The organism is Eubacterium sp. (assembly GCF_057858645.1).
Genome location: NZ_DBLZZO010000014.1, coordinates 53,996 through 72,231 on the forward strand (window position 1 = coordinate 53,996; position 18,236 = coordinate 72,231).

The following is an 18,236-nucleotide window of genomic DNA, read 5'->3' on the forward strand; positions in this document are numbered from 1 at the left end:
TAATGGACGAATATATTAAGAAAGCAGATGTTTTACAGATTTTAGCTGATAACAACTACACTGATGAAATAACTCTAGATTTATATGACAAGATAGTTAGAGACGTCAATAAATTAAAAGTTAAATCGAGACCTGTAAGACGTAAAGGACAGTGGATAGGAACTGAATATGACGGTTATGCAGATAGTTGCCCTGTTTACAACGTGTTTGAATGTACTTGTTGTGGATGGGAACATGACGGAGAAGAAGACACATTGACAGATTACTGCCCAAATTGTGGAGCAAAAATGAAAGAACATTTAATTGTACAACAAGAAAGCGAGGACTAGATTATGAGCAGAGAAACAGAGCAGATTTTAAAAAATCAAGTAGTGATAATGGGAATACTGCAAGACTTGCAAGACGAACTTGAACCAATACAGAACATAGAAGACACACATCAGTTGTTAGTTGATAAAAACAATGGCTGGATTCCGTGTAGTGAGAGGATGCCAGAAGAAGGTGTCCCTGTAAACATTACATATAAAAACAGTAATCCACCATCATATTATAGCAATATTAAAAATATTCCATTTACAGCTACAGCTATTTCATACAAAAATAAATGGTATTGGTATTCCTGCATTTGTCTTGATATTTTAAACGAATATGGAAAAAATGAGGCTGATGCTGTGAATAAAGATATTGATATTATTGCATGGCAACCATTACCAGAGCCATACAGAGAGGAGCAGGAAGATGAACAGGAAAGCGATAACAATGTTTCTAACTGATTTATTAGAAGAGAGTTTGCAGGACAGAAAATATTATGCCAAAGAGGTTACGCTAGATTATGGAACAGCTCATCCGAAAAGAGTTGACTTAATACAATTTATTCCAGCAGGTGTTACTTGTGTGAGTGATATTGAGAAAGGAAGATTTATTTGTTATGAAATTAAATCGTGTGTGAATGATGTATATAGCGGTAATGGATTAAGATTTTATGGAGAACAAAACTATATAGTCACAACAATGGAAACGTACAAGGAATTAATGGACGATTTAAGAGAGGATAAGTTTTGGAAGTATCTTAAAGAAAATTATCCAGAAAGTAACAATAACGTGGGGATTATGGTGCCAATACCTACTCATATTAACTTAAAAGATGCACGAGAAATATATGAAGAATTTAAAAATCCAACACCTCTGGAAGCAGATACGAGTTGGAAATTATATAAAATAATACTAAGCAGACAGTCATCAAGAAAACGTTCAATGAACGAATTGTTATTCTGTATGTTGCGTTCTAAACATAGAAATTAGCAAAGAAGGAGAGTGATTAGGGATGCGATTAATAGATGCAGATAAATTAATGGGAGAATTACATGAATCATTGAAAGGTGATTGTGATTTAAGAAAAGATTATGAATTTATGGGCATAGATGAGTTCATTGAAAATCAGCCAACAGCCTATGATGTGGATAAGGTTGTACAGAAATTAAATGAACAACAAAATAACAAAGGATTTGGAGGCACGTTACAAGAAATGTTTTACGATTCAGGTTTAGATGCTGCAATCGAGATAGTGAAAGGCGGTGGAATAGATGGAAGATAGATATTTATTCAAGGCAAAAAGACTTGATAACGGAGAATGGGTGAAAGGAGCTTTAGTATATGACGATATGGACAGATTGTACAGAATAATTATTGAACTTGATTATTCTACAGGAACTTGTATAAGAGCAGGTAAAGCTCCAAGAGTTGATGCATCTACAATTTGTCAATGCACAGGCTTGAAAGATAAGAACGGCAAACTGATTTGGGAGAATGATAAAGGCAGGTGATTAGATGGCGTGCATATTCGGAATTGAAGCACCTTGTGACGAGTGCAGAATGTGCGAGAGCGTACAAGCTGGAAAGAGCGAAGAAGAATAAAAGCGACAGAACATTGACAATTGAATATTGGTAGTTGGAATGATATAATTATGTCAATAAATATTTAGGATAGGAGGATAAGATATGAATATTGAAGAATTAAACAAAAAATATGGGGAATTATCCCAAAGAGTAGAGCAATTAGAATTTAGAGAAAAATTAATATTAGATAATTCTGAAGTTAGTAGAATTTTTCTAGAATACAACATAACTAGAGATGAATATTTACAAATTCAAGATGTGATGGAAGATATGCGTAATAAAATTGAAAATGGTATATCTGTTTCAAGTGCAGAATACGAGACATCAATTCAAGATATATTTGGAGGATTTATAGCGGCTAGTCATAGAAATCCAGCCATTGAATATCATTTTTGCGAATTTATAGCAAAGGCATTTTGGGAGGAAGGATGCTGGAAGGAAGTTTTTCCAGCATTATATGGTAATGATATCAAATATAAGCATCTCTTTGAGAATGAAGATTAATGAATAGTTCTATAGTTAGAAAACAGACCAACTACCAATATTCGGTGGTTGGTTTTTTTATGCCCGGAAGGAGAGTGAGCAGTGATAATAGCATACATACTTTTGTTAATAAATGCAGTATTTCTAGGATATTGCATGTATAAATTAGGACAGGAAGAGTACAAAGAGGAGGAAAAGAAAAACAGTGGAAATGACAGCAAAGGAGTATCTTAATCAGGTAAGAAATCTTGAATCAAAAATGAAGATGCTTAAAGAAGAGATAGACACATTGAGAGAAATGGTGGTAAGTACCGGTGCAGTTCAGCAGCAAGAGAGAGTAATGTCTTCTGGAGCACAGGACAAGATGGCTGAGACAATATGCAAGATAAACGAAAAGGAAGATGATTGGAACAATCTTATGCGTGAATTTGCTTTAGCTAGAGCAGAGGTAATTATTAGCATACAGAAGTTAAACAACACTGACTATGAGCAGATACTGTACAAGCGGTATTGCCAGAGCAAGAAGTGGGAAGAGATAGCAATGGAATTGAACTATAGTTATAGATGGATTCTAAAGTTACATGGCAGAGCTTTGGAAGAGTTTAGAAAAATTAACAAATTAGCATAGTTCACAATAGGACATATTAGTTCACATTACATAATGCTATAATGGTATTGTGTTAAGAATGGTTGATGTTTTAATTTTTTCATTCCCCCATAAGATAATTAGTATAGTTCGGAAAAGGCACCTTATGGTGTCTTTTTTCGTGTTCAAAAATAAATGCGTAAGTAGAAAGGAGTGGTTGTAGTGACAATTAAAGAACAGAAATTTTGTGATGAACTTTTATCAGATACTGAATTTAATAAAACATTGGCTTATAAGAAAGCTTATCCAAGTGTTAAGAATGATAATGTTGCTGCAGCAGCCGCTTCAAGACTTATGAATAAGCCGGAGATTAAAGAGTACATAGATAAGCAACTATCTAAATTACATAATGAAAGAACAGCAGATGCTCAGGAAGTGCTTGAATATTTAACGTCAGTGCTTAGAGGGGAAAGTTCTTCAAGTGAGTTAGTAGTTGAGGGAATAGGAGATGGATGCAGTGAAGCAAGAACAATTGAAAAGCCACCATCAGAGAAAGAGAGATTAAAAGCAGCCGAACTTCTTGGCAAGAGATATGGTTTATATACAGACAAAGTAGATGTAAACAATGAAGCAGAAGAAAAGAAAGCCAAGAAATTAGACAATATAGCAAGCATATTAGAACAGATAAAGCCTGTAAGAGAGGGTGATTAATATTGTTACAGTTATCACCTAAGTTTAAAGAGTTTATTTTAACAGAAACCAAGAGAGATTTTCTTGAAGGAACTACTGCGGCAGGGAAGACTACAGTAGGTATATTTAAGTTTATGCTTATGGTGGCAAAGAGTGATATTAAGTATCATGTTATTGCCGGAGCAGACCTTGGTACAGTTGAAAAGAATGTAATCAATAATGAAAGAGGCCTTTTGGATCAGTTTGATGGTTTAGCTGAATATTATCCTAAAGGTCAAGGCAGAATTGGTCTATCACACATTAAGTATCAGACACCAAATGGTGAAAAGATAATATATGTCTGTGGTTATGATAATAAAGCACGTTGGAAAAAGGTATTAGGTTCACAGCAAGGTTGTGTGTACATTGATGAAGTTAATACTGCTGATATGGAGTTTTTAAGAGAAATCTCACATAGATGCAAGTATATGATGACTACGTCAAATCCTGATAGTCCGGACTTGCTTGTATATAAAGAGTTTATCAACCACAGTAGACCTTTGAAGAAATATGTCAAAGATTATCCGAAAGAACTGCTGGCAGAACTAAATGAGCCTGAAAAAGTTGGTTGGGTTCATTGGTATTTTACTTTTTATGATAATGCCAGTTTAACAGAGCAGGATATTCAGGACAAAATAGATGCAGTTCCTGTGGGAACTAAGATGTACAAAAACAAGATATTAGGTCTTAGAGGAAAGGCAACAGGTCTTGTATTTAGTATATTTGATAGAAAACATCATCTAATTACAGTTTCTGATGCAAAAGTATTTGTTAGAAACAGGGCTGATAAGAAACAGACCGAATGGTTTGAAATATATACAAGTGGATTAGATACTGCTTACTCAACAAAAAGCCCTGATACCATTTCAATGAGTTTTGGAGGAATTACCAACAAAGGAAGATACATTCTTTTAGATGAAAGAGTTTACAACAATGCTGAAATAGGCACTCCTGTAGCTCCATCTGATACTGCAAATAACTATTATGATTTCTTAGAAAGAAACAGAAAAGAATGGGGGATTGCAAAGCACGTATTTGTTGATTCAGCAGATGCGGCAACTATTACAGAGTTAAACAAATTTAAGAGAGAACATGCGCAGTGCTTATATGTATTTAATCCTGCATATAAAGCTGTGAAAATTATAGACAGAATTATATTACAGCTTGGTTGGATGAACTTTAAAGATGATAAAGACATTCAGCCAAGTTTTTATATTGTAGAGACTTGTAGGGAATACATAAAAGAGTTAGAGAAGTATTCTTGGTTAGAAGAAAAGGACCAGGAACCGGAAGATGGAAATGATCATATGGTCAATTCTGTTCAGTACAGCTGGATTCCATACAGAAAGAAAATAGGAGTTAAAAAAGAATGAGGTTAATGGATAAAATGAGAGATGGAATAAGACATTTTTTGAAAATACAAGATGCTCCAAAACAGACCTTTAGTATTAGAGAATTATTAGATCATGATGGAAACTGTGTAAAGAATATCATTTGGTATCGTGGTGAAAGTTATGAATTAACACAGTTTTATCAGAATATTCCCGGTGGTGCTGATGGTGTGAAGTTTTGGGCTGCAAAGTCAACTGTTGGCAGAGAAATAAGAAAAATTCATACAGGTTTACCTGGAATAATTGTTGATAGACTTACAGACATAGTTATCAATGATTTTAGCCAGATTTCTTTTAATAAGGAATCAGATAAAAGAGAATGGAATGATATTTCCAAGGATAACAATTTCAAAGAAATATTGAAAGATGCAGTAACTAAAATGCTTATTCTTGGTGATGGTGCTTTTAAATTATCTTTAGATGAAAGTGTAAGCATGTATCCTATTATTGAGTTTTATGGAGCAGATAAGGTTGATTATGTGTATAACAGGGGAAGAATACAGGAAGTTGTATTTATAACAGAATATACACATAACGAAACAGTGTATGTGTTAAAGGAACATTATGGATATGGTTACATCAGATACAAACTTTACAGAGAAACAGACAATATCGAAGTGCCACTAAATACTATCCCGATTTTAAGTAATTTAGTAGACATGGGATTTGATAAATCCCTGATAATGGCACATCCGATTAAGTATGGTAAAAGTCCAAAATGGGAAGGTAGAGGACAGTCAATATTTGATAAAAAGACAGATGATTTTGATGCGCTTGATGAAGCATGGAGTCAATGGATGGATGCATTAAGAAAAGGCAGAAGCAAGGAGTGGGTTCCTGAATCATTACTTCCAAGAAATCCTGATACTGGAGCAATAATTAAGTCCAACGCATTTGATAATTCTTACATAATAAAGGGTGATGATATGTCAGAGAACTCTCAAAATAAAATTGAAGTTACTCAGCCTGCCATTCCACACGATTCATACCTTGCAACATATATTACAGCTTTGGATTTATGTTTGCAGGGGCTTATCAGTCCAAGCACATTAGGAATTGATGTAAAGAAGTTGGATAATGCAGATGCACAGCGAGAAAAAGAGAAAACAACTCTTTATACAAGAGGAAATATAGTTGATATATTGCAGGACCAAATACCTTTATTTATTCAAAAGGTGTTTGATGTTGTTAGTATCAGTCAGAACAATATGCCAACAGAGATTAAATGTACAATAGATTTCAGCGAATATGCTAATCCATCATTTGAAAGTCAGGTTGAAACAGTTGGAAAAGCAAAAACACAAGGAATTATGAGTGTTGAAGCTTCTGTTGATGAATTGTATGGAGATACAAAGGACGAAGAATGGAAAAAGGAAGAAGTAGCAAGATTAAAAGCAGAGCAGGGAATCACAGATGAGGAAGAACCAGCTTTGAAGTTGGAAGGAGAAATGATTAATGAAGGTAATAGTGGGGAAGAAAGTTTATCAGATGTCGAAGAACAAGGCAATGAACCTACTTAGATTAGCAAGCGAGCAGGTACCAAGAGGTATATATGCTTTGGAAAAAGACAAAGTGATTGAAATGCGTAATGACAAATGTAGTTCAGTTACACAAGTAAAGAAGTTGAAAAGACAGTTTAAAAAGGCTGGATTTAGAGTATATGCTAATGGAGTTGATTAGAAATGCCAAAAGATTATGATGTAGAGGAAGCTTTTAGAGCAATAGAAAATGAACTACTTAATTCTATGATGAAAAACTTATCTCATCATAGAGCAGAAGAAACAAAGGAAGGCTATAATTGGACTTCCTGGCAAGCAGAACAATTAAAGGCTTTAAATATCTATAAACAGAAAAATAGCAAGAAATTCAATAAGCAGTTTAGAGATATAAATGATAAGATTAACAAATCCATATTGTTGCATAGAAAAACCGGAGCAACAGATCAGGAAAAAGAAATCTTGGAAGCCATTAAAAAAGGAGCAAAATTAACACATAAAGCAGAGAGCACCATTGAAGGTGCTTTTTTTCGTATTAATGACAGAAAACTTGATGCATTACTTAATGAAGTAAATGGTAGTATGCAACGTGCTGAAACTGCAATGCTAAGAATGGCAAATGACCAATATAGAAAAGCAATATTCAATGCACAGGTATATTTTAATACAGGTGCCGGTACTTATGAGAAAGCAGTTGATATGGCTACAAAAGATTACTTAGGAAGAGGCATTAATTGTATACAGTATAAAAATGGTGCCAGAGTTAATATAGCTTCATATGCTGCAATGGCTTTAAGAACAGCAAACACTAGAGCATATTTACAGGGAGAAGGTGCAAAACGTCAGGAATGGGGCATATCAACAGTTGTAGTTCATAAACGTGGATTACCTTGCCCTAAATGTGCAAAATGGACTGGAAAAATCCTAATAGATGATGTTTGGAGTGGTGGGAAGGCTAGTGATGGTCCTTATCCATTAATGTCACAGGCAATAGCCGGAGGTTTATATCATCCTAATTGCAAAGATGGTCATAGTACATATTTTCAAGGAATTTCTGATAAACCTGAAAAGATAACAAAGAAAGAAATGAAGCAGGCTGTGATTGCAGAAAAGCAGGAAAACAGAAACAAATTGATACAGAGGAATGTAGATAAGTTTGATAGGTTATCTAATTATTCTTTAGATGAAGAAAATAAGAAAAAGTATGCGACTAGAACAAATCAATGGAATAATATAAAAGAATTCTCAAATGGCATAAATATAGAAAAGGTTGCAGAAAGTGGGAAATTTAATAGTAAAAGAGTTGGAAATAATAATGTTGATTTGATTAAAATGAAGAAAGAATTTGGAAAGAAATTTAACCAATTAACTAATGATTCAGCAACAAATAATTCTCTAAGAAAATATGCAAAAGCTATGCTAACCCATAGAAATGGAACTGATGGAGAAGATCTTTATATTATTAGTAAGAAAGCAGGAAAAAAATTATTTTCTAAAACGAATAGTAACAATATTTTAGGAGTAGAATTAAATAAAGAAGAAATTGAATTGATAAGGCAAATGCCATCAAAAATAGGAATACACAATCATCCCACAAATATATTGCCAACTGGTAGTGATTTTGTAGTTGCTGGATATCGAAAATATGATTTTGGATTAGTAATTACACATGATTTAAAAGTTTTTAAATATAAGGTAGGAAATAGACCATTTCCAGCTACATATTTAGATAATAAAGTTGACAAATATATGGGGAAAAATTATAATTTACCTATATTAGAAGCGCAAGAAAAGGCATTACAAGAACTTTCAAAGGAGGGGCTTATTGAATGGAAAGAGATACTGGCATAATTAAGGAAAGAGATTATATTGAAAAAACAGACAGAAGTCCAGAGGAAATTGAAGAAGCAATAAAAAAATCTGAAGAAGAAATGAAAAAAATGAAAGAATGGCCAATGGCATAGATACCATCTAGTTTTTTACTAGGTGGTATTTTTATGCAACAAAATAAGAAAGGAATAGGAGGTAACAAATGTTAATAGCCAAGATTGATTTCTATGATAAGGAAAACAACCTTACTTTGGTAAAAGCAGGGGATGAGGTTAAGGCAAAAACAAAAGAGCGTAAAGAGTATTTATTAAAACTAGGCGCAGTAGTTGAAAAAGACGAACCAAAGGCATCTACAAATAAGTAGGTGCTTTTTATATGCCCAAAACGTGATGGCTTAAAACTCTCGGAATATGCTGACGAGCTAAAACGGAAAGGAATATATGTAATGAAATTTAGAACAAGAAAAACAGGGAAAATGCCTATGAATATTCAGTTTTTTGCAGAAGGTTCAGGAGAAGGCAGAGAGGGTAACGGCAATCCAAACAATAATGCCGGTGAAGGTAACAGTAACCAAAACACTGGAAACAATAACCAGGGTGCAACATACACTCAGGAACAGCTTGATGGAATTGTAAATAGTAGAACTGCAAGAGCAGAGCAGTCAGCACTAAAGTCATTTTTTCAGCAACAGGGAATGTCCCAGCAGGAAGTGACACAGGCAATTAATGCTTACAAGGAACAGAAAGCAAAGAATACACCGAATATTGCGGGAATGCAGTCACAAATAGCACAGGTGCAGAGCCAAAATTTACAACTAATTATTGAAAATTCTGCAACATTACAGGCTGTGGAATTAGGTATTGATTCAAAATCAATTCCTTATGTAATCAAAATGGCTGATTTTAAGGAAGTGGCAGGAGAAGATGGGACAGTTGATGCTGAAAAGGTAAAAGCAGCAATTAACAAAGTTTTAGAAGATGTTCCTGCACTTAAACCAGCAAACAGTGGAGAAACTAGTAATCAGGGATTTAAACCTATTGGTGCTCCAAACAACAATCAAAATCAAAACCAGGATGACTTATTAAGAGGCATCTTTGGAATAAAGAAAAAATAGGAGGTAGAAATACATGGCAGTATTACAGTATGCTGAAATTTTCAGAAACATTTTAACAGAATTATATGGTCAGGCACAGATTTCTGTAGACCTGTATAATTCAAATTCAGACATTCAGATTGTGAATGGAAAAACTTTAAAAATTCCTAAATTATCTGTAAGTGGTTATAAGGACCATTCAAGAAACAATTTAGGATTTAATGCAGGCACATATTCAAATGATTATGAAGTAAAGACTTTAGATCATGATAGAGATATTGAGTTTGCTATTGATCCAATGGACATTGATGAAACTAACATGGTAGTTGCAGTTGCTAATATTCAGAAAAGATTTGAGACAACTCAGGCTATTCCTGAAGCTGACTGCTACACATTTAGTAAGCTTTACACAGAAGCTAAGAGAGTAGGAGCAAAAGTTAAAACAGAAGCTTTAACTACAGCTAATGTTCTTTCAGATTTTGACGATAATCTTGAAGCAATGACAGAAGCAGGTGTTCCACTTGACAGAGTAATTCTTTATTGCACACCAGCTTACTATAAGCTACTTAAGAATGCAGATGGTGTTCAGAGAACACTTGAAGTAAGTGGAGCAAAAGGAATTGACAGAAGAGTACATTCTATTGATGATATTGGAATGATTAAGCAGGTTCCATCAGCAAGATTTAAGAGTGCTTATAACTTTACAAATGGTTGCGTGGCAGATGGCTCTGCTGTTCAGATGGACTATATTTTAATCGATCCTGAATGTCAGGTATCTAGAAATAAGTACAGCTATATTTCAGTTTTTACACCGGGAACAGATTCAAGAACTGCTGACAACTATGTTTACCAGAACAGAAAGTTCAATGGTACATTCGCCATTGATGAACTTTTAAAAGATGGTTGTATTATTCACACAGCAGCAGCTTAGAAAGGAGAATAGGAATGACAGCTAGAAAAGACAATAAAGTTTATACAGTTTCTGAAATTGAGATGGAATCATACCTTTCAATGGGATATGACATTTTTGATGAAGAAGGAAAACTTTTAAAGCGTTCACCTAAAGCTACAGTTCCATACTCTGAATATGAGCAGGTAGTTAAGGAAAGAGACGAATTAAAGTCTCAGCTTGAAAAAGTTAAAGGCGATAAATACTCTTCAATGGAAATTGAGGATTTAAAAGCCTATGCTACAGAGCACAACATTGATTTAGGTAATGCCACATCAAAAGATGGAATTATCAAGAAAATCAAAAGTGCTGAATAGGGGGTGAGCCTATGGCTTATACCCCTTATGCTAACATAAATGACTATTTGGAATTGTCTGATTTAAAAAGCATTCCACAAGAGGATGTGCTTAATAAATTAAGACAGGCAAGCAGACACATTGATTCACTGACTTATAACAGAATTAGAAAATATGGATTTGATAACCTAACAGAGTTTCAAAAAGAAATTATCTGCGAGGTTGTATGTAGACAGGCAGACTTTGAGTACGAAAATCAAGATTTAATTTCATCTGTACTTTCAAGTTATTCTATAAATGGAGTATCAATGAGTATTGGTAGTACATGGAATATTCACATTGAAAGAGGAGTTGCAATTCAAAGAGATTTGTACTCACTTTTAGAGCAAACAGGTTTATGTTGCAGATTGGTAGGTGTATAGCATGAAATATCCTAAATTAGTTCCAGACAGAATATGTCAAACAGATATTACAGTGGTAATTTATGGTGAAGGTGTATCAGAAACCGGTTCTCCAATTATCGTTAGTAATGAAGAATTAAAGTGTAATTATCAGGATAATGCGTACACCAAACTAACTGCAGAACAAAAGATTGTAACTCTATCAGGTAAAGCTTATTTTAATGGTGATATATGTCCTAGACAGGCGATTATAAGTGGTGGATATGTTGAAGTTCATGGAGTTAAAAGAACAATTTATAAAGGAACAAAGTCACGAAATCCTGATGGGACAGTTAATTTTACAGTATTGGAGTTGAATTAGATGTTAAATGCAAAATCAGTAATTAAATTGAATAAAGGTGTAATTAACAAGCTGAATAAGGCTGCAATCGTATCGTTAGAACAAACTGCAGATGCAATACAGTCAGATATTAAACAGGCAGGAATAATGCCTTTTGATAAAGGTACACTTCAAAATACTGCTACGTTTGTAGATTATGATGGAAGTAGCAAAGGTGAAGTTCAAATCGTATCATCTACCCCGTATGCGAGAAGATTATATTACCATCCAGAATATAATTTTAATACTGCAGAAAATGCTAATGCAGGTGGAAAATGGTTTGAGGACTATCTTCCAAAAGGCAAAAAGCAAAATTTTGCAGTTGAAACATTCAAAGAACTGTATAGAAGAAACGGAGGTCTATAATGTTATTTTTAAATGATGTTAAGGATTGGCTTAAACAATTTAATCTTGCTGAACATTATTATATGGGAAAGCTGGATAATAAGTTGGATAAGTCCATAGGTGTTTATCAGTTAAACGCTAATAGAACACCTAGAAAATGTATAGGCGGTTTGGAGAGCTACGATATAAAGCCTATTTCAATACTGCTTCATTGGAATAATGATGCAAACGATACAGAACGTCAGGCATATGACCTTTATAGAAAAATAAGTGAATCAAGAGATGTGGTTATTAACAATATAGAAATACCCTACATAGAAATGTTATCATCAGAGCCTATTGATGTTGGTACTGATGATAAGGGAATATATGAAAGGGTAATTGAATTGAATATTTATTACAAAATATAGGAAGGAGCAGTAAAATGGCAAAGAAACCAGGTGTTTATCCGGTGTATGAGAATCAGTTTCAGGTAGGTGCAGAATCGTCAAGTTTATCTGATATTGCTGACATGGAATCTTTTTCAGTTTCATTTGACAATGGTGTTGAAGAATGGACTCCAATGAATACAGAAGGCTGGATAAGAAGATTAATGACGGCTAAAGGAATGACTATTTCAGTTTCCGGTAAAAGAAATGTTGGAGATACAGGTAATGATTATGTAGCCAGTAAATCATTTAAAAACGGAAGAGATGCAGAAGGAACTTTTCAGTGGACATTCCCTGATGGTACAAAAGTGCTTATTGAGGGGGCTGTATTTAATATTACAGCATTGGGAGCAGCAGATAGTACAAATGTTGCACCGTTGGAATTTGATGTAATGTCAAACGGAAAGCCAACAATTACACCGGCAATTTAATTTGTTGGAATAATAAAGAGCAGGTTAGCAATAGTGTTAGCTTGCTCTATTTTTTTAGGAGGAATTAATATGTCAAAAGTAGTAGATATAACAGATAAATTAGATTTTGAAGAAAACCCAAAGATTAAGATTAAGGATGCAGAACTTGAAGCTGATGCGTCAGCAGAAAATATGTTAAAGGTGTTAGGTCTTGTATCTGATAATCCGACAGCAGAGGATGTAATTAAAATGTGTGAAATTATATTCACTAAGGAATCTCATAAAAAGTTAATGAATATGAAGCTGAGCTTTAAAGATTTTCAGACAGTTGTAATGACAACTATTTCTGTGATTATGGGTAATGAGGAAGAAGAATCGGGGGAGTAGATCCGTTCTATGATTTGATTGATGATTTTGACTTAATAGTGGCTTCTTTTACTACACAGTATGGATTAAGAATTGCCGACATAAAAGAAATGAAATGGAGTGAATTTCGAAGCCTGCTTGTGGGAATAGGTCCTGATACAATTCTTGGAAGAATAGTTGCAATTAGGGCAGAAGATGATAAGGACATGCTTAAAAATTTTACTGCTGAACAGAGAAAAATTCGAAGTGACTGGAGAAATAGAAATGTTAAGCAAATGGATAAGAGAGAGGCAGAAAAAGCCACAATAGAATTTGAAAAGGTATTTCTTGAAATGGCAGGACTTAATTCAGAAGCTATTGTTTTTAAATAAATTAGGAGAGGAGGGAAAAATATATGGCTCAAAGCGTGGGAACAGTTGCTCTTGACTTGAAATTGAACTCGCAAGGTGTCAATTCACAATTGAATGGACTTATGGGAGTTGCGAAAAAAGTTGGTGCAGCAATAGCTGGAGCATTTGCAATTAAAAAGACTATTGATTTTGGAAAAGAGTGTATAGAACTTGGTTCTGATTTAACTGAAGTTCAAAACGTAGTTGATGTAGCCTTTCCTAAGATGAGTGGAACAATTGATAAATTCGCAAAGAACGCAGCTACGCAGTTTGGTTTATCAGAAACAATGGCTAAAAGATATGCGGGTACATTTGGCTCTATGTCAAAATCATTTGGCTTTTCTGAAAAAGAAGCAGCAGATATGAGTACAACTTTAACAGGATTATCCGGTGACGTTGCATCTTTTTATAATATTAGTCAGGATGAAGCCTATACAAAGCTTAAGTCAGTATTCACTGGTGAGACTGAATCCCTAAAAGATTTAGGTGTTGTAATGACACAAACAGCATTAGATCAGTATGCGTTACAAAATGGATTTGGTAAGACAACTGATAAAATGTCAGAGCAGGAGAAAGTTGCATTAAGATATTCGTTTGTACAGAGTAAGTTAGCTGATGCCTCAGGAGACTTTGCAAGAACATCAGATAGTTGGGCAAACCAAACAAGAATACTTTCATTACAGATGGATAGCTTAAAAGCTAGTATAGGACAAGGATTAATAAATGTATTTACACCGGTCTTAAAATTAATCAATACATTACTCGGAAAATTAAGTGCTTTAGCTAGTGCGTTTAAATCTTTTACAGATATGATAACAGGCAATAAGTCAAGTGAAGAATCATCAGTTAAAACTACAAGTGATGAATTAGCAAAAGCTTCAGATAATTCTGATAGTGCAACATCAGGAGTAAATAATCTTACTAAAGCGACAAAGAAAGCTGCTAAAGCTGCGAAAAGTCTTGCAAGTTTTGACCAGTTAAATGTAAAGCAACAAGACAGTTCATCAGATAGTGATGATTCAGGTTCAGGTGGTGCCAGTGCAATTGCAGGAATGTCTGACGCAACAAAAGGTATAGATGCAAGTAGTGGTGCTTTAGGAAAGATGGATAAGTTATTATCCACTGTATTAAATAAATTCAAAAAACTTGCAAAGTTATTTGGAGCAGGATTTAGTCTTGGTTTTAAAAGTGATGGCTTTGATAAGATTTTAGGTTATCTAAAGAACATAGGAAGTAATTTAAAAGAGATCTTTACTGACCCGGAAGTAGTAAACGCTGCAAGTAATTGGGTAGATACCATTATATATAATTTCGGTAGAATATTAGGCTCAATTGCATCCATTGGAGTTAGCATTGCAACAATGTTGATTGGTGGAGTTAATAAGTTCCTTGACCAAAACAAAGATTTTATAAAAACTAAATTAGTAGAGATATTTAATATTTCATCCGAGAGAGCCACTATATGGGGCAATTTCTTTGAAGCTATAGCAGATATATTTACAGTGTTTGAAGGTGATGATGCACAGCAGATTGTAGCTGATATATTAGCAATATTCACAACTGCTGGATTAGAATTGTACGTTCTGTGTGAAAAAATCGGAAGAGATGTTTTATCAGCAATTACTACACCAATTATTGAAAATAAAGATGAAATAAAAAATGCAATAAGCGATACTCTTGCACCGATTAAGGAAGTTGTTGGTGGAATAAAAGAGTATATTCAGGGAGTTTTTCAAATTATACAGAGCAATTATGACGAATATGTTAAACCTGCATTTGACAATATAGGTTCCGGATTATCAACAATTTTGTCATATGTTATTGATGGTTACGAATCGTATATTGCACCTGTTTTTGATAGAGTTGCAGATGGAATATCAGATCTTTTAAATACTTACATAAAGCCGTTAGTAGGAAGTGTAGTAGGATTTATTGGCAGAATTATTGATGCAACAGGAAAGTTGTTTAACTTTTTATCACCTATCATTGGATGGATTATACAGAATATGATGGCAAAACTTGGTCCAACAATTGAGTTTATATGGATAAAAGTGAAAACTGTTATTAGTTTTATAAGTGTAGCTATTACAACACTTATGAATGTAATTAACGGAATAATTGATTTCATTGTTGGAATATTTACAGGTGATTGGCAAAAGGCTTGGGATGGAATAAAGGAAATATTTGGCAGTGTTTTTGATGGAATAAAGAATGTTATTAAAATTGCAATGGATTTTGTCAAAAGTATAATAATTGCAATTTGTAGCAAAATTTCATCCGTCATAAAAAATGTAGCATCAGGTATTTTTACAATTCTAAAAAAAGCATGGGAATTAATCAGGAATGTATTTGCGGGAGCATCAGGAGTAAGAGAATTCTTTAAAAAATCATTCTTTTCAGCACTTGAATCCATTAAGGAAATTTGGAAGAATCCGGGAGCATTTTTTGTTAAGGTGTGGAATGGAATCAAGGGAGCTTTTTCACACGTAGGAAATTGGTTTAAAAATACATTTAGTGGTGCATGGAAAGCAGTGAAAGATGTATTTTGCAAGGGTGGAAAAGTATTTACAGGAATAAAAGAAGGAATAACATCTGTGTTTAAGACTGTAGTAAATGCTCTTATTAGCGGAATTAATTTTATTATAAGTAAACCGTTTAATGCCATTAATAAAATGCTTAATATGATAAGAGATGTAAAGATTATGAAATGGCATCCTTTTAAGAAATTGTGGAATGAAAACCCATTGGCAGTGCCACAAATTCCTAAGCTGGCTAATGGTGCAGTATTAAAACCAAATGCTCCATTTCTTGCAATGGTGGGTGATCAGAAACATGGAACTAACATTGAAGCACCACTTGAAACTATTAAGCAGGGCTTAAGAGAAGTGCAGCAGGAAAACGGAATAGGAAATCAGGAACTGTTAAGTGCTCTTTCAGGTGTAACTATTCAAATAGTAGTACAACAAAATTCAAAGGGTGTATTCAATATGGTTAAGCAGGAGGTTATTCAGGAAAAGAGAAAAACCGGTAGACCGGTTTGGAATAATTAATTAGTGGAGGTATAGGATTATGGCAGAATATAAAGGATATTTACTTAAGTTTGGAATCGCAGTTTTTCCAATGAAATATATTAAAAGTGAATCTTATGTCTCCACTGATAATCAGAGGACGGAATTAAAAGCATACAGAAACGCTGATAATTATCTTGTTAGACAAACTTCTCCAAATTACAAAACAAAAATAGAATTTGAAACACCACCTCTTTTACTAAGTGAATATAAAGAAATATCCAGTATTATTGCAATAGGAACTGTTAATTCAAGAGAGAGAAAGGTTCGAGTTACATATTGGAGTACAGAAAGTTTGAGATACCAAAAGGCATATATGTATATTACAGATACTGATTACACTATAAAAAACAGCTTTGGTAAGGAACTTTTGTATAATCCAATTAAAATTACATTAATTGAGTATTAAGGAGGAAGATATGTTAAATGTAAATGATGATACTATTAGAGCTTATACGGAACATAATGTAAATAAAAAGCTGACAATATCTTTCCCTAATGATTCTAATATCAAAGACATAACAAACGATAATATAAAAGAAGATAGCATGAATTTGTTAAGATCTATATGCTCTGATTCAAAAATGATGGTTCAGGGATGCATTGCTACAGAATTTAAAGTTACTACCTTTGATATAAATGACGATATTACGAATAAGGATATAGTAGTATCTTTAAGTGTAAAAGATGATAACTATAAGGGTGAGTGGCAGGAAGGAGTGAATTATGTTGAGGGTGATATAGTCAAATTTGACGGAGAGTATTATAAATATAACGAAACACCTATATCAACATCAAGATCAAGTTTATTGAAAAGAACGGAAGTTAATTTCAATGAATGGAATTATAAAGAATCAGCTTCAAAGTACGCACTTCCTGGTAGGTCCCCTGAAAGGTTAGTGGGAGTTTACATAGAAAGAACAAAAGTTGTTCCTGAAGGCTTATCAATGTTTGTTAGAACGTGGTATAAAAATGGACCATACTATGGACACATTAATAATTTGACATCAAATTATGACAATAAAGACATAATTTTTGCGAAAAGCGATTCACATGGAAATTCACTAGAGGGATGGTTTTCAGAAGTAAAATGTGATGATAGGGATGTTTTGGTAGATTTCTTAGACAGTTTAAGAGTTTACGAACTAACAACTCTTATGGAGTACGAACTTTACCCAACTAAGTTAGATTACTGTGAAAAATTATATGGTTACATAGATACATCTAATACTCAGGATATTGTTATTTTTAGAGGGAAAATCAAAAGCTTCATAAAACAAACATCTGATCCACGCTATAAGGATTTGACAGCCTACGATAAATTGTATGATTTTCAAAGTACATCTATAAAAAGTTTAATAAATACTGTGGACAGCAATGGAAAAGGTTATATTGAATTGTATGACTATCAGGGAAAATACACTCAAAATATAGAATATAAGACAAATCAGGTAGTTTATGAAGACACAACTGTAAATGGCAAAACAGTTAGATATTACTATCGTTTTAAACGTACTTATGATTTCCCAAGTTTCAAAAGAATGACTCTAGCTAATGTATATACTGCAAGTATTAATGGAACATTACTTGGAACACAATATATACAAAGATTATCGAACTATTATCCTAACAGACCTACTTTTAAAACATTGAGAGATGGAGTGTGTAAATATTTAGGAATTACTCAGCAAAGTACCACGT

The 18,236-nt window shown here is 33.6% G+C and carries 29 protein-coding genes; all 29 read left to right on the forward strand.

What is annotated here, in order from left to right; all coding sequences use genetic code 11:
- Nucleotides 1-2 precede the first annotated feature (2 nt).
- Nucleotides 3-329 carry a hypothetical protein gene (locus ACZM4J_RS06410; protein ID WP_489485836.1) on the forward strand — a complete coding sequence of 109 codons (327 nt, stop codon included), beginning with the start codon at nucleotides 3-5 and terminating at the stop codon, nucleotides 327-329.
- Nucleotides 330-332: 3 nt separating this feature from the next.
- Nucleotides 333-773: a DUF551 domain-containing protein gene (locus ACZM4J_RS06415; protein ID WP_489485837.1), complete on the forward strand. Its 441-nt coding sequence runs from the start codon at nucleotides 333-335 to the stop codon at nucleotides 771-773.
- Nucleotides 739-1,302: a hypothetical protein gene (locus tag ACZM4J_RS06420; RefSeq protein WP_489485839.1), complete on the forward strand. Its 564-nt coding sequence runs from the start codon at nucleotides 739-741 to the stop codon at nucleotides 1,300-1,302. Before ACZM4J_RS06415 ends, ACZM4J_RS06420 begins: the two co-directional genes overlap by 35 nt.
- Before the next feature lie 22 nt (nucleotides 1,303-1,324).
- The gene (locus tag ACZM4J_RS06425) at nucleotides 1,325-1,594 is read left to right on the forward strand and encodes a hypothetical protein (RefSeq protein WP_489485841.1); all 270 of its coding nucleotides are present in this window, start codon (nucleotides 1,325-1,327) and stop codon (nucleotides 1,592-1,594) included.
- The gene (locus tag ACZM4J_RS06430) at nucleotides 1,584-1,823 is read left to right on the forward strand and encodes a YopX family protein (protein WP_489485842.1); all 240 of its coding nucleotides are present in this window, start codon (nucleotides 1,584-1,586) and stop codon (nucleotides 1,821-1,823) included. The genes ACZM4J_RS06425 and ACZM4J_RS06430 overlap by 11 nt, the downstream gene beginning before the upstream one ends.
- Complete coding sequence (locus ACZM4J_RS06435) at nucleotides 1,820-1,948, forward strand: hypothetical protein (RefSeq protein WP_489485843.1); 129 nt, start codon at nucleotides 1,820-1,822, stop codon at nucleotides 1,946-1,948. Before ACZM4J_RS06430 ends, ACZM4J_RS06435 begins: the two co-directional genes overlap by 4 nt.
- 50 nt (nucleotides 1,949-1,998) lie before the next feature.
- Nucleotides 1,999-2,400, forward strand: a complete 402-nt coding sequence (locus tag ACZM4J_RS06440; RefSeq protein WP_301955859.1) for a DUF1878 domain-containing protein — start codon at nucleotides 1,999-2,001, stop codon at nucleotides 2,398-2,400.
- A gap of 81 nt (nucleotides 2,401-2,481) precedes the next feature.
- Nucleotides 2,482-2,613 (forward strand): hypothetical protein, encoded by a 132-nt coding sequence (locus ACZM4J_RS06445; protein WP_303000847.1) that lies wholly within the window; start codon nucleotides 2,482-2,484, stop codon nucleotides 2,611-2,613.
- On the forward strand, nucleotides 2,585-3,007 hold the full coding sequence (locus tag ACZM4J_RS06450; protein WP_489485844.1) for a hypothetical protein: 423 nt from the start codon (nucleotides 2,585-2,587) through the stop codon (nucleotides 3,005-3,007). The genes ACZM4J_RS06445 and ACZM4J_RS06450 overlap by 29 nt, the downstream gene beginning before the upstream one ends.
- 180 nt (nucleotides 3,008-3,187) lie before the next feature.
- Entirely contained in the window at nucleotides 3,188-3,676 is a 489-nt protein-coding gene (locus ACZM4J_RS06455) for a terminase small subunit (protein ID WP_370751051.1), read from the forward strand.
- A gap of 2 nt (nucleotides 3,677-3,678) precedes the next feature.
- On the forward strand, nucleotides 3,679-5,067 hold the full coding sequence (locus tag ACZM4J_RS06460; protein WP_489485845.1) for a terminase large subunit domain-containing protein: 1,389 nt from the start codon (nucleotides 3,679-3,681) through the stop codon (nucleotides 5,065-5,067).
- Nucleotides 5,064-6,605, forward strand: coding sequence for a phage portal protein (locus tag ACZM4J_RS06465; RefSeq protein ID WP_489485846.1), 1,542 nt, complete (start codon nucleotides 5,064-5,066; stop codon nucleotides 6,603-6,605). The genes ACZM4J_RS06460 and ACZM4J_RS06465 overlap by 4 nt, the downstream gene beginning before the upstream one ends.
- Complete coding sequence (locus ACZM4J_RS06470; protein WP_301955855.1) at nucleotides 6,541-6,765, forward strand: hypothetical protein; 225 nt, start codon at nucleotides 6,541-6,543, stop codon at nucleotides 6,763-6,765. Before ACZM4J_RS06465 ends, ACZM4J_RS06470 begins: the two co-directional genes overlap by 65 nt.
- A gap of 2 nt (nucleotides 6,766-6,767) precedes the next feature.
- Complete coding sequence (locus ACZM4J_RS06475; protein ID WP_489485847.1) at nucleotides 6,768-8,432, forward strand: phage minor capsid protein; 1,665 nt, start codon at nucleotides 6,768-6,770, stop codon at nucleotides 8,430-8,432.
- Nucleotides 8,411-8,545 carry a hypothetical protein gene (locus ACZM4J_RS06480; RefSeq protein WP_489485848.1) on the forward strand — a complete coding sequence of 45 codons (135 nt, stop codon included), beginning with the start codon at nucleotides 8,411-8,413 and terminating at the stop codon, nucleotides 8,543-8,545. The genes ACZM4J_RS06475 and ACZM4J_RS06480 overlap by 22 nt, the downstream gene beginning before the upstream one ends.
- Before the next feature lie 68 nt (nucleotides 8,546-8,613).
- Complete coding sequence (locus ACZM4J_RS06485; protein WP_301955853.1) at nucleotides 8,614-8,775, forward strand: hypothetical protein; 162 nt, start codon at nucleotides 8,614-8,616, stop codon at nucleotides 8,773-8,775.
- An 81-nt stretch (nucleotides 8,776-8,856) separates the two neighbouring features.
- Nucleotides 8,857-9,525 carry a hypothetical protein gene (locus ACZM4J_RS06490; protein WP_489485850.1) on the forward strand — a complete coding sequence of 223 codons (669 nt, stop codon included), beginning with the start codon at nucleotides 8,857-8,859 and terminating at the stop codon, nucleotides 9,523-9,525.
- A gap of 13 nt (nucleotides 9,526-9,538) precedes the next feature.
- Nucleotides 9,539-10,435 (forward strand): capsid protein, encoded by an 897-nt coding sequence (locus ACZM4J_RS06495; RefSeq protein WP_303000853.1) that lies wholly within the window; start codon nucleotides 9,539-9,541, stop codon nucleotides 10,433-10,435.
- Nucleotides 10,436-10,449: 14 nt separating this feature from the next.
- The gene (locus tag ACZM4J_RS06500) at nucleotides 10,450-10,770 is read left to right on the forward strand and encodes a hypothetical protein (RefSeq protein ID WP_301955850.1); all 321 of its coding nucleotides are present in this window, start codon (nucleotides 10,450-10,452) and stop codon (nucleotides 10,768-10,770) included.
- Nucleotides 10,771-10,781: 11 nt separating this feature from the next.
- The gene (locus ACZM4J_RS06505) at nucleotides 10,782-11,171 is read left to right on the forward strand and encodes a head-tail connector protein (protein WP_489485853.1); all 390 of its coding nucleotides are present in this window, start codon (nucleotides 10,782-10,784) and stop codon (nucleotides 11,169-11,171) included.
- Between the two features lies 1 nt (nucleotide 11,172).
- Nucleotides 11,173-11,511, forward strand: a complete 339-nt coding sequence (locus ACZM4J_RS06510; protein WP_303000855.1) for a hypothetical protein — start codon at nucleotides 11,173-11,175, stop codon at nucleotides 11,509-11,511.
- Entirely contained in the window at nucleotides 11,512-11,895 is a 384-nt protein-coding gene (locus ACZM4J_RS06515) for a hypothetical protein (RefSeq protein ID WP_301955847.1), read from the forward strand.
- The gene (locus tag ACZM4J_RS06520) at nucleotides 11,895-12,284 is read left to right on the forward strand and encodes a phage tail terminator protein (protein WP_370751058.1); all 390 of its coding nucleotides are present in this window, start codon (nucleotides 11,895-11,897) and stop codon (nucleotides 12,282-12,284) included. The genes ACZM4J_RS06515 and ACZM4J_RS06520 overlap by 1 nt, the downstream gene beginning before the upstream one ends.
- Before the next feature lie 14 nt (nucleotides 12,285-12,298).
- Nucleotides 12,299-12,733: a phage tail tube protein gene (locus ACZM4J_RS06525; RefSeq protein ID WP_489485855.1), complete on the forward strand. Its 435-nt coding sequence runs from the start codon at nucleotides 12,299-12,301 to the stop codon at nucleotides 12,731-12,733.
- Nucleotides 12,734-12,802: 69 nt separating this feature from the next.
- Nucleotides 12,803-13,099 (forward strand): hypothetical protein, encoded by a 297-nt coding sequence (locus ACZM4J_RS06530; RefSeq protein WP_303001200.1) that lies wholly within the window; start codon nucleotides 12,803-12,805, stop codon nucleotides 13,097-13,099.
- Between the two features lie 14 nt (nucleotides 13,100-13,113).
- On the forward strand, nucleotides 13,114-13,449 hold the full coding sequence (locus ACZM4J_RS06535; protein ID WP_489485857.1) for a Gp15 family bacteriophage protein: 336 nt from the start codon (nucleotides 13,114-13,116) through the stop codon (nucleotides 13,447-13,449).
- A 23-nt stretch (nucleotides 13,450-13,472) separates the two neighbouring features.
- Nucleotides 13,473-16,517: a phage tail protein gene (locus ACZM4J_RS06540; protein ID WP_489485859.1), complete on the forward strand. Its 3,045-nt coding sequence runs from the start codon at nucleotides 13,473-13,475 to the stop codon at nucleotides 16,515-16,517.
- Between the two features lie 19 nt (nucleotides 16,518-16,536).
- On the forward strand, nucleotides 16,537-16,944 hold the full coding sequence (locus ACZM4J_RS06545) for a DUF6711 family protein (RefSeq protein WP_489485860.1): 408 nt from the start codon (nucleotides 16,537-16,539) through the stop codon (nucleotides 16,942-16,944).
- A 10-nt stretch (nucleotides 16,945-16,954) separates the two neighbouring features.
- Nucleotides 16,955-18,236 (forward strand): hypothetical protein (locus ACZM4J_RS06550; RefSeq protein WP_489485862.1); only part of this gene is annotated, 1,282 nt, incomplete at its 3' end.

Bases quoted from the DNA above. Each gene is read 5' to 3' on its own strand.
- ACZM4J_RS06545 (WP_489485860.1), top strand. From the start codon at position 16,537: ATGGCAGAATATAAAGGATATTTACTTAAGTTTGGAATCGCAGTTTTT.
- ACZM4J_RS06510 (WP_303000855.1), top strand. From the start codon at position 11,173: ATGAAATATCCTAAATTAGTTCCAGACAGAATATGTCAAACAGATATT.
- ACZM4J_RS06480 (WP_489485848.1), top strand. From the start codon at position 8,411: ATGGAAAGAGATACTGGCATAATTAAGGAAAGAGATTATATTGAAAAA.
- ACZM4J_RS06410 (WP_489485836.1), top strand. From the start codon at position 3: ATGGACGAATATATTAAGAAAGCAGATGTTTTACAGATTTTAGCTGAT.
- ACZM4J_RS06420 (WP_489485839.1), top strand. From the start codon at position 739: ATGAACAGGAAAGCGATAACAATGTTTCTAACTGATTTATTAGAAGAG.
- ACZM4J_RS06530 (WP_303001200.1), top strand. From the start codon at position 12,803: ATGTCAAAAGTAGTAGATATAACAGATAAATTAGATTTTGAAGAAAAC.
- ACZM4J_RS06495 (WP_303000853.1), top strand. From the start codon at position 9,539: ATGGCAGTATTACAGTATGCTGAAATTTTCAGAAACATTTTAACAGAA.
- ACZM4J_RS06475 (WP_489485847.1), top strand. From the start codon at position 6,768: ATGCCAAAAGATTATGATGTAGAGGAAGCTTTTAGAGCAATAGAAAAT.
- ACZM4J_RS06490 (WP_489485850.1), top strand. From the start codon at position 8,857: ATGAAATTTAGAACAAGAAAAACAGGGAAAATGCCTATGAATATTCAG.
- ACZM4J_RS06430 (WP_489485842.1), top strand. From the start codon at position 1,584: ATGGAAGATAGATATTTATTCAAGGCAAAAAGACTTGATAACGGAGAA.
- ACZM4J_RS06525 (WP_489485855.1), top strand. From the start codon at position 12,299: ATGGCAAAGAAACCAGGTGTTTATCCGGTGTATGAGAATCAGTTTCAG.
- ACZM4J_RS06440 (WP_301955859.1), top strand. From the start codon at position 1,999: ATGAATATTGAAGAATTAAACAAAAAATATGGGGAATTATCCCAAAGA.
- ACZM4J_RS06470 (WP_301955855.1), top strand. From the start codon at position 6,541: ATGAAGGTAATAGTGGGGAAGAAAGTTTATCAGATGTCGAAGAACAAG.
- ACZM4J_RS06515 (WP_301955847.1), top strand. From the start codon at position 11,512: ATGTTAAATGCAAAATCAGTAATTAAATTGAATAAAGGTGTAATTAAC.
- ACZM4J_RS06540 (WP_489485859.1), top strand. From the start codon at position 13,473: ATGGCTCAAAGCGTGGGAACAGTTGCTCTTGACTTGAAATTGAACTCG.
- ACZM4J_RS06520 (WP_370751058.1), top strand. From the start codon at position 11,895: ATGTTATTTTTAAATGATGTTAAGGATTGGCTTAAACAATTTAATCTT.
- ACZM4J_RS06415 (WP_489485837.1), top strand. From the start codon at position 333: ATGAGCAGAGAAACAGAGCAGATTTTAAAAAATCAAGTAGTGATAATG.
- ACZM4J_RS06425 (WP_489485841.1), top strand. From the start codon at position 1,325: ATGCGATTAATAGATGCAGATAAATTAATGGGAGAATTACATGAATCA.
- ACZM4J_RS06500 (WP_301955850.1), top strand. From the start codon at position 10,450: ATGACAGCTAGAAAAGACAATAAAGTTTATACAGTTTCTGAAATTGAG.
- ACZM4J_RS06485 (WP_301955853.1), top strand. From the start codon at position 8,614: ATGTTAATAGCCAAGATTGATTTCTATGATAAGGAAAACAACCTTACT.
- ACZM4J_RS06465 (WP_489485846.1), top strand. From the start codon at position 5,064: ATGAGGTTAATGGATAAAATGAGAGATGGAATAAGACATTTTTTGAAA.
- ACZM4J_RS06505 (WP_489485853.1), top strand. From the start codon at position 10,782: ATGGCTTATACCCCTTATGCTAACATAAATGACTATTTGGAATTGTCT.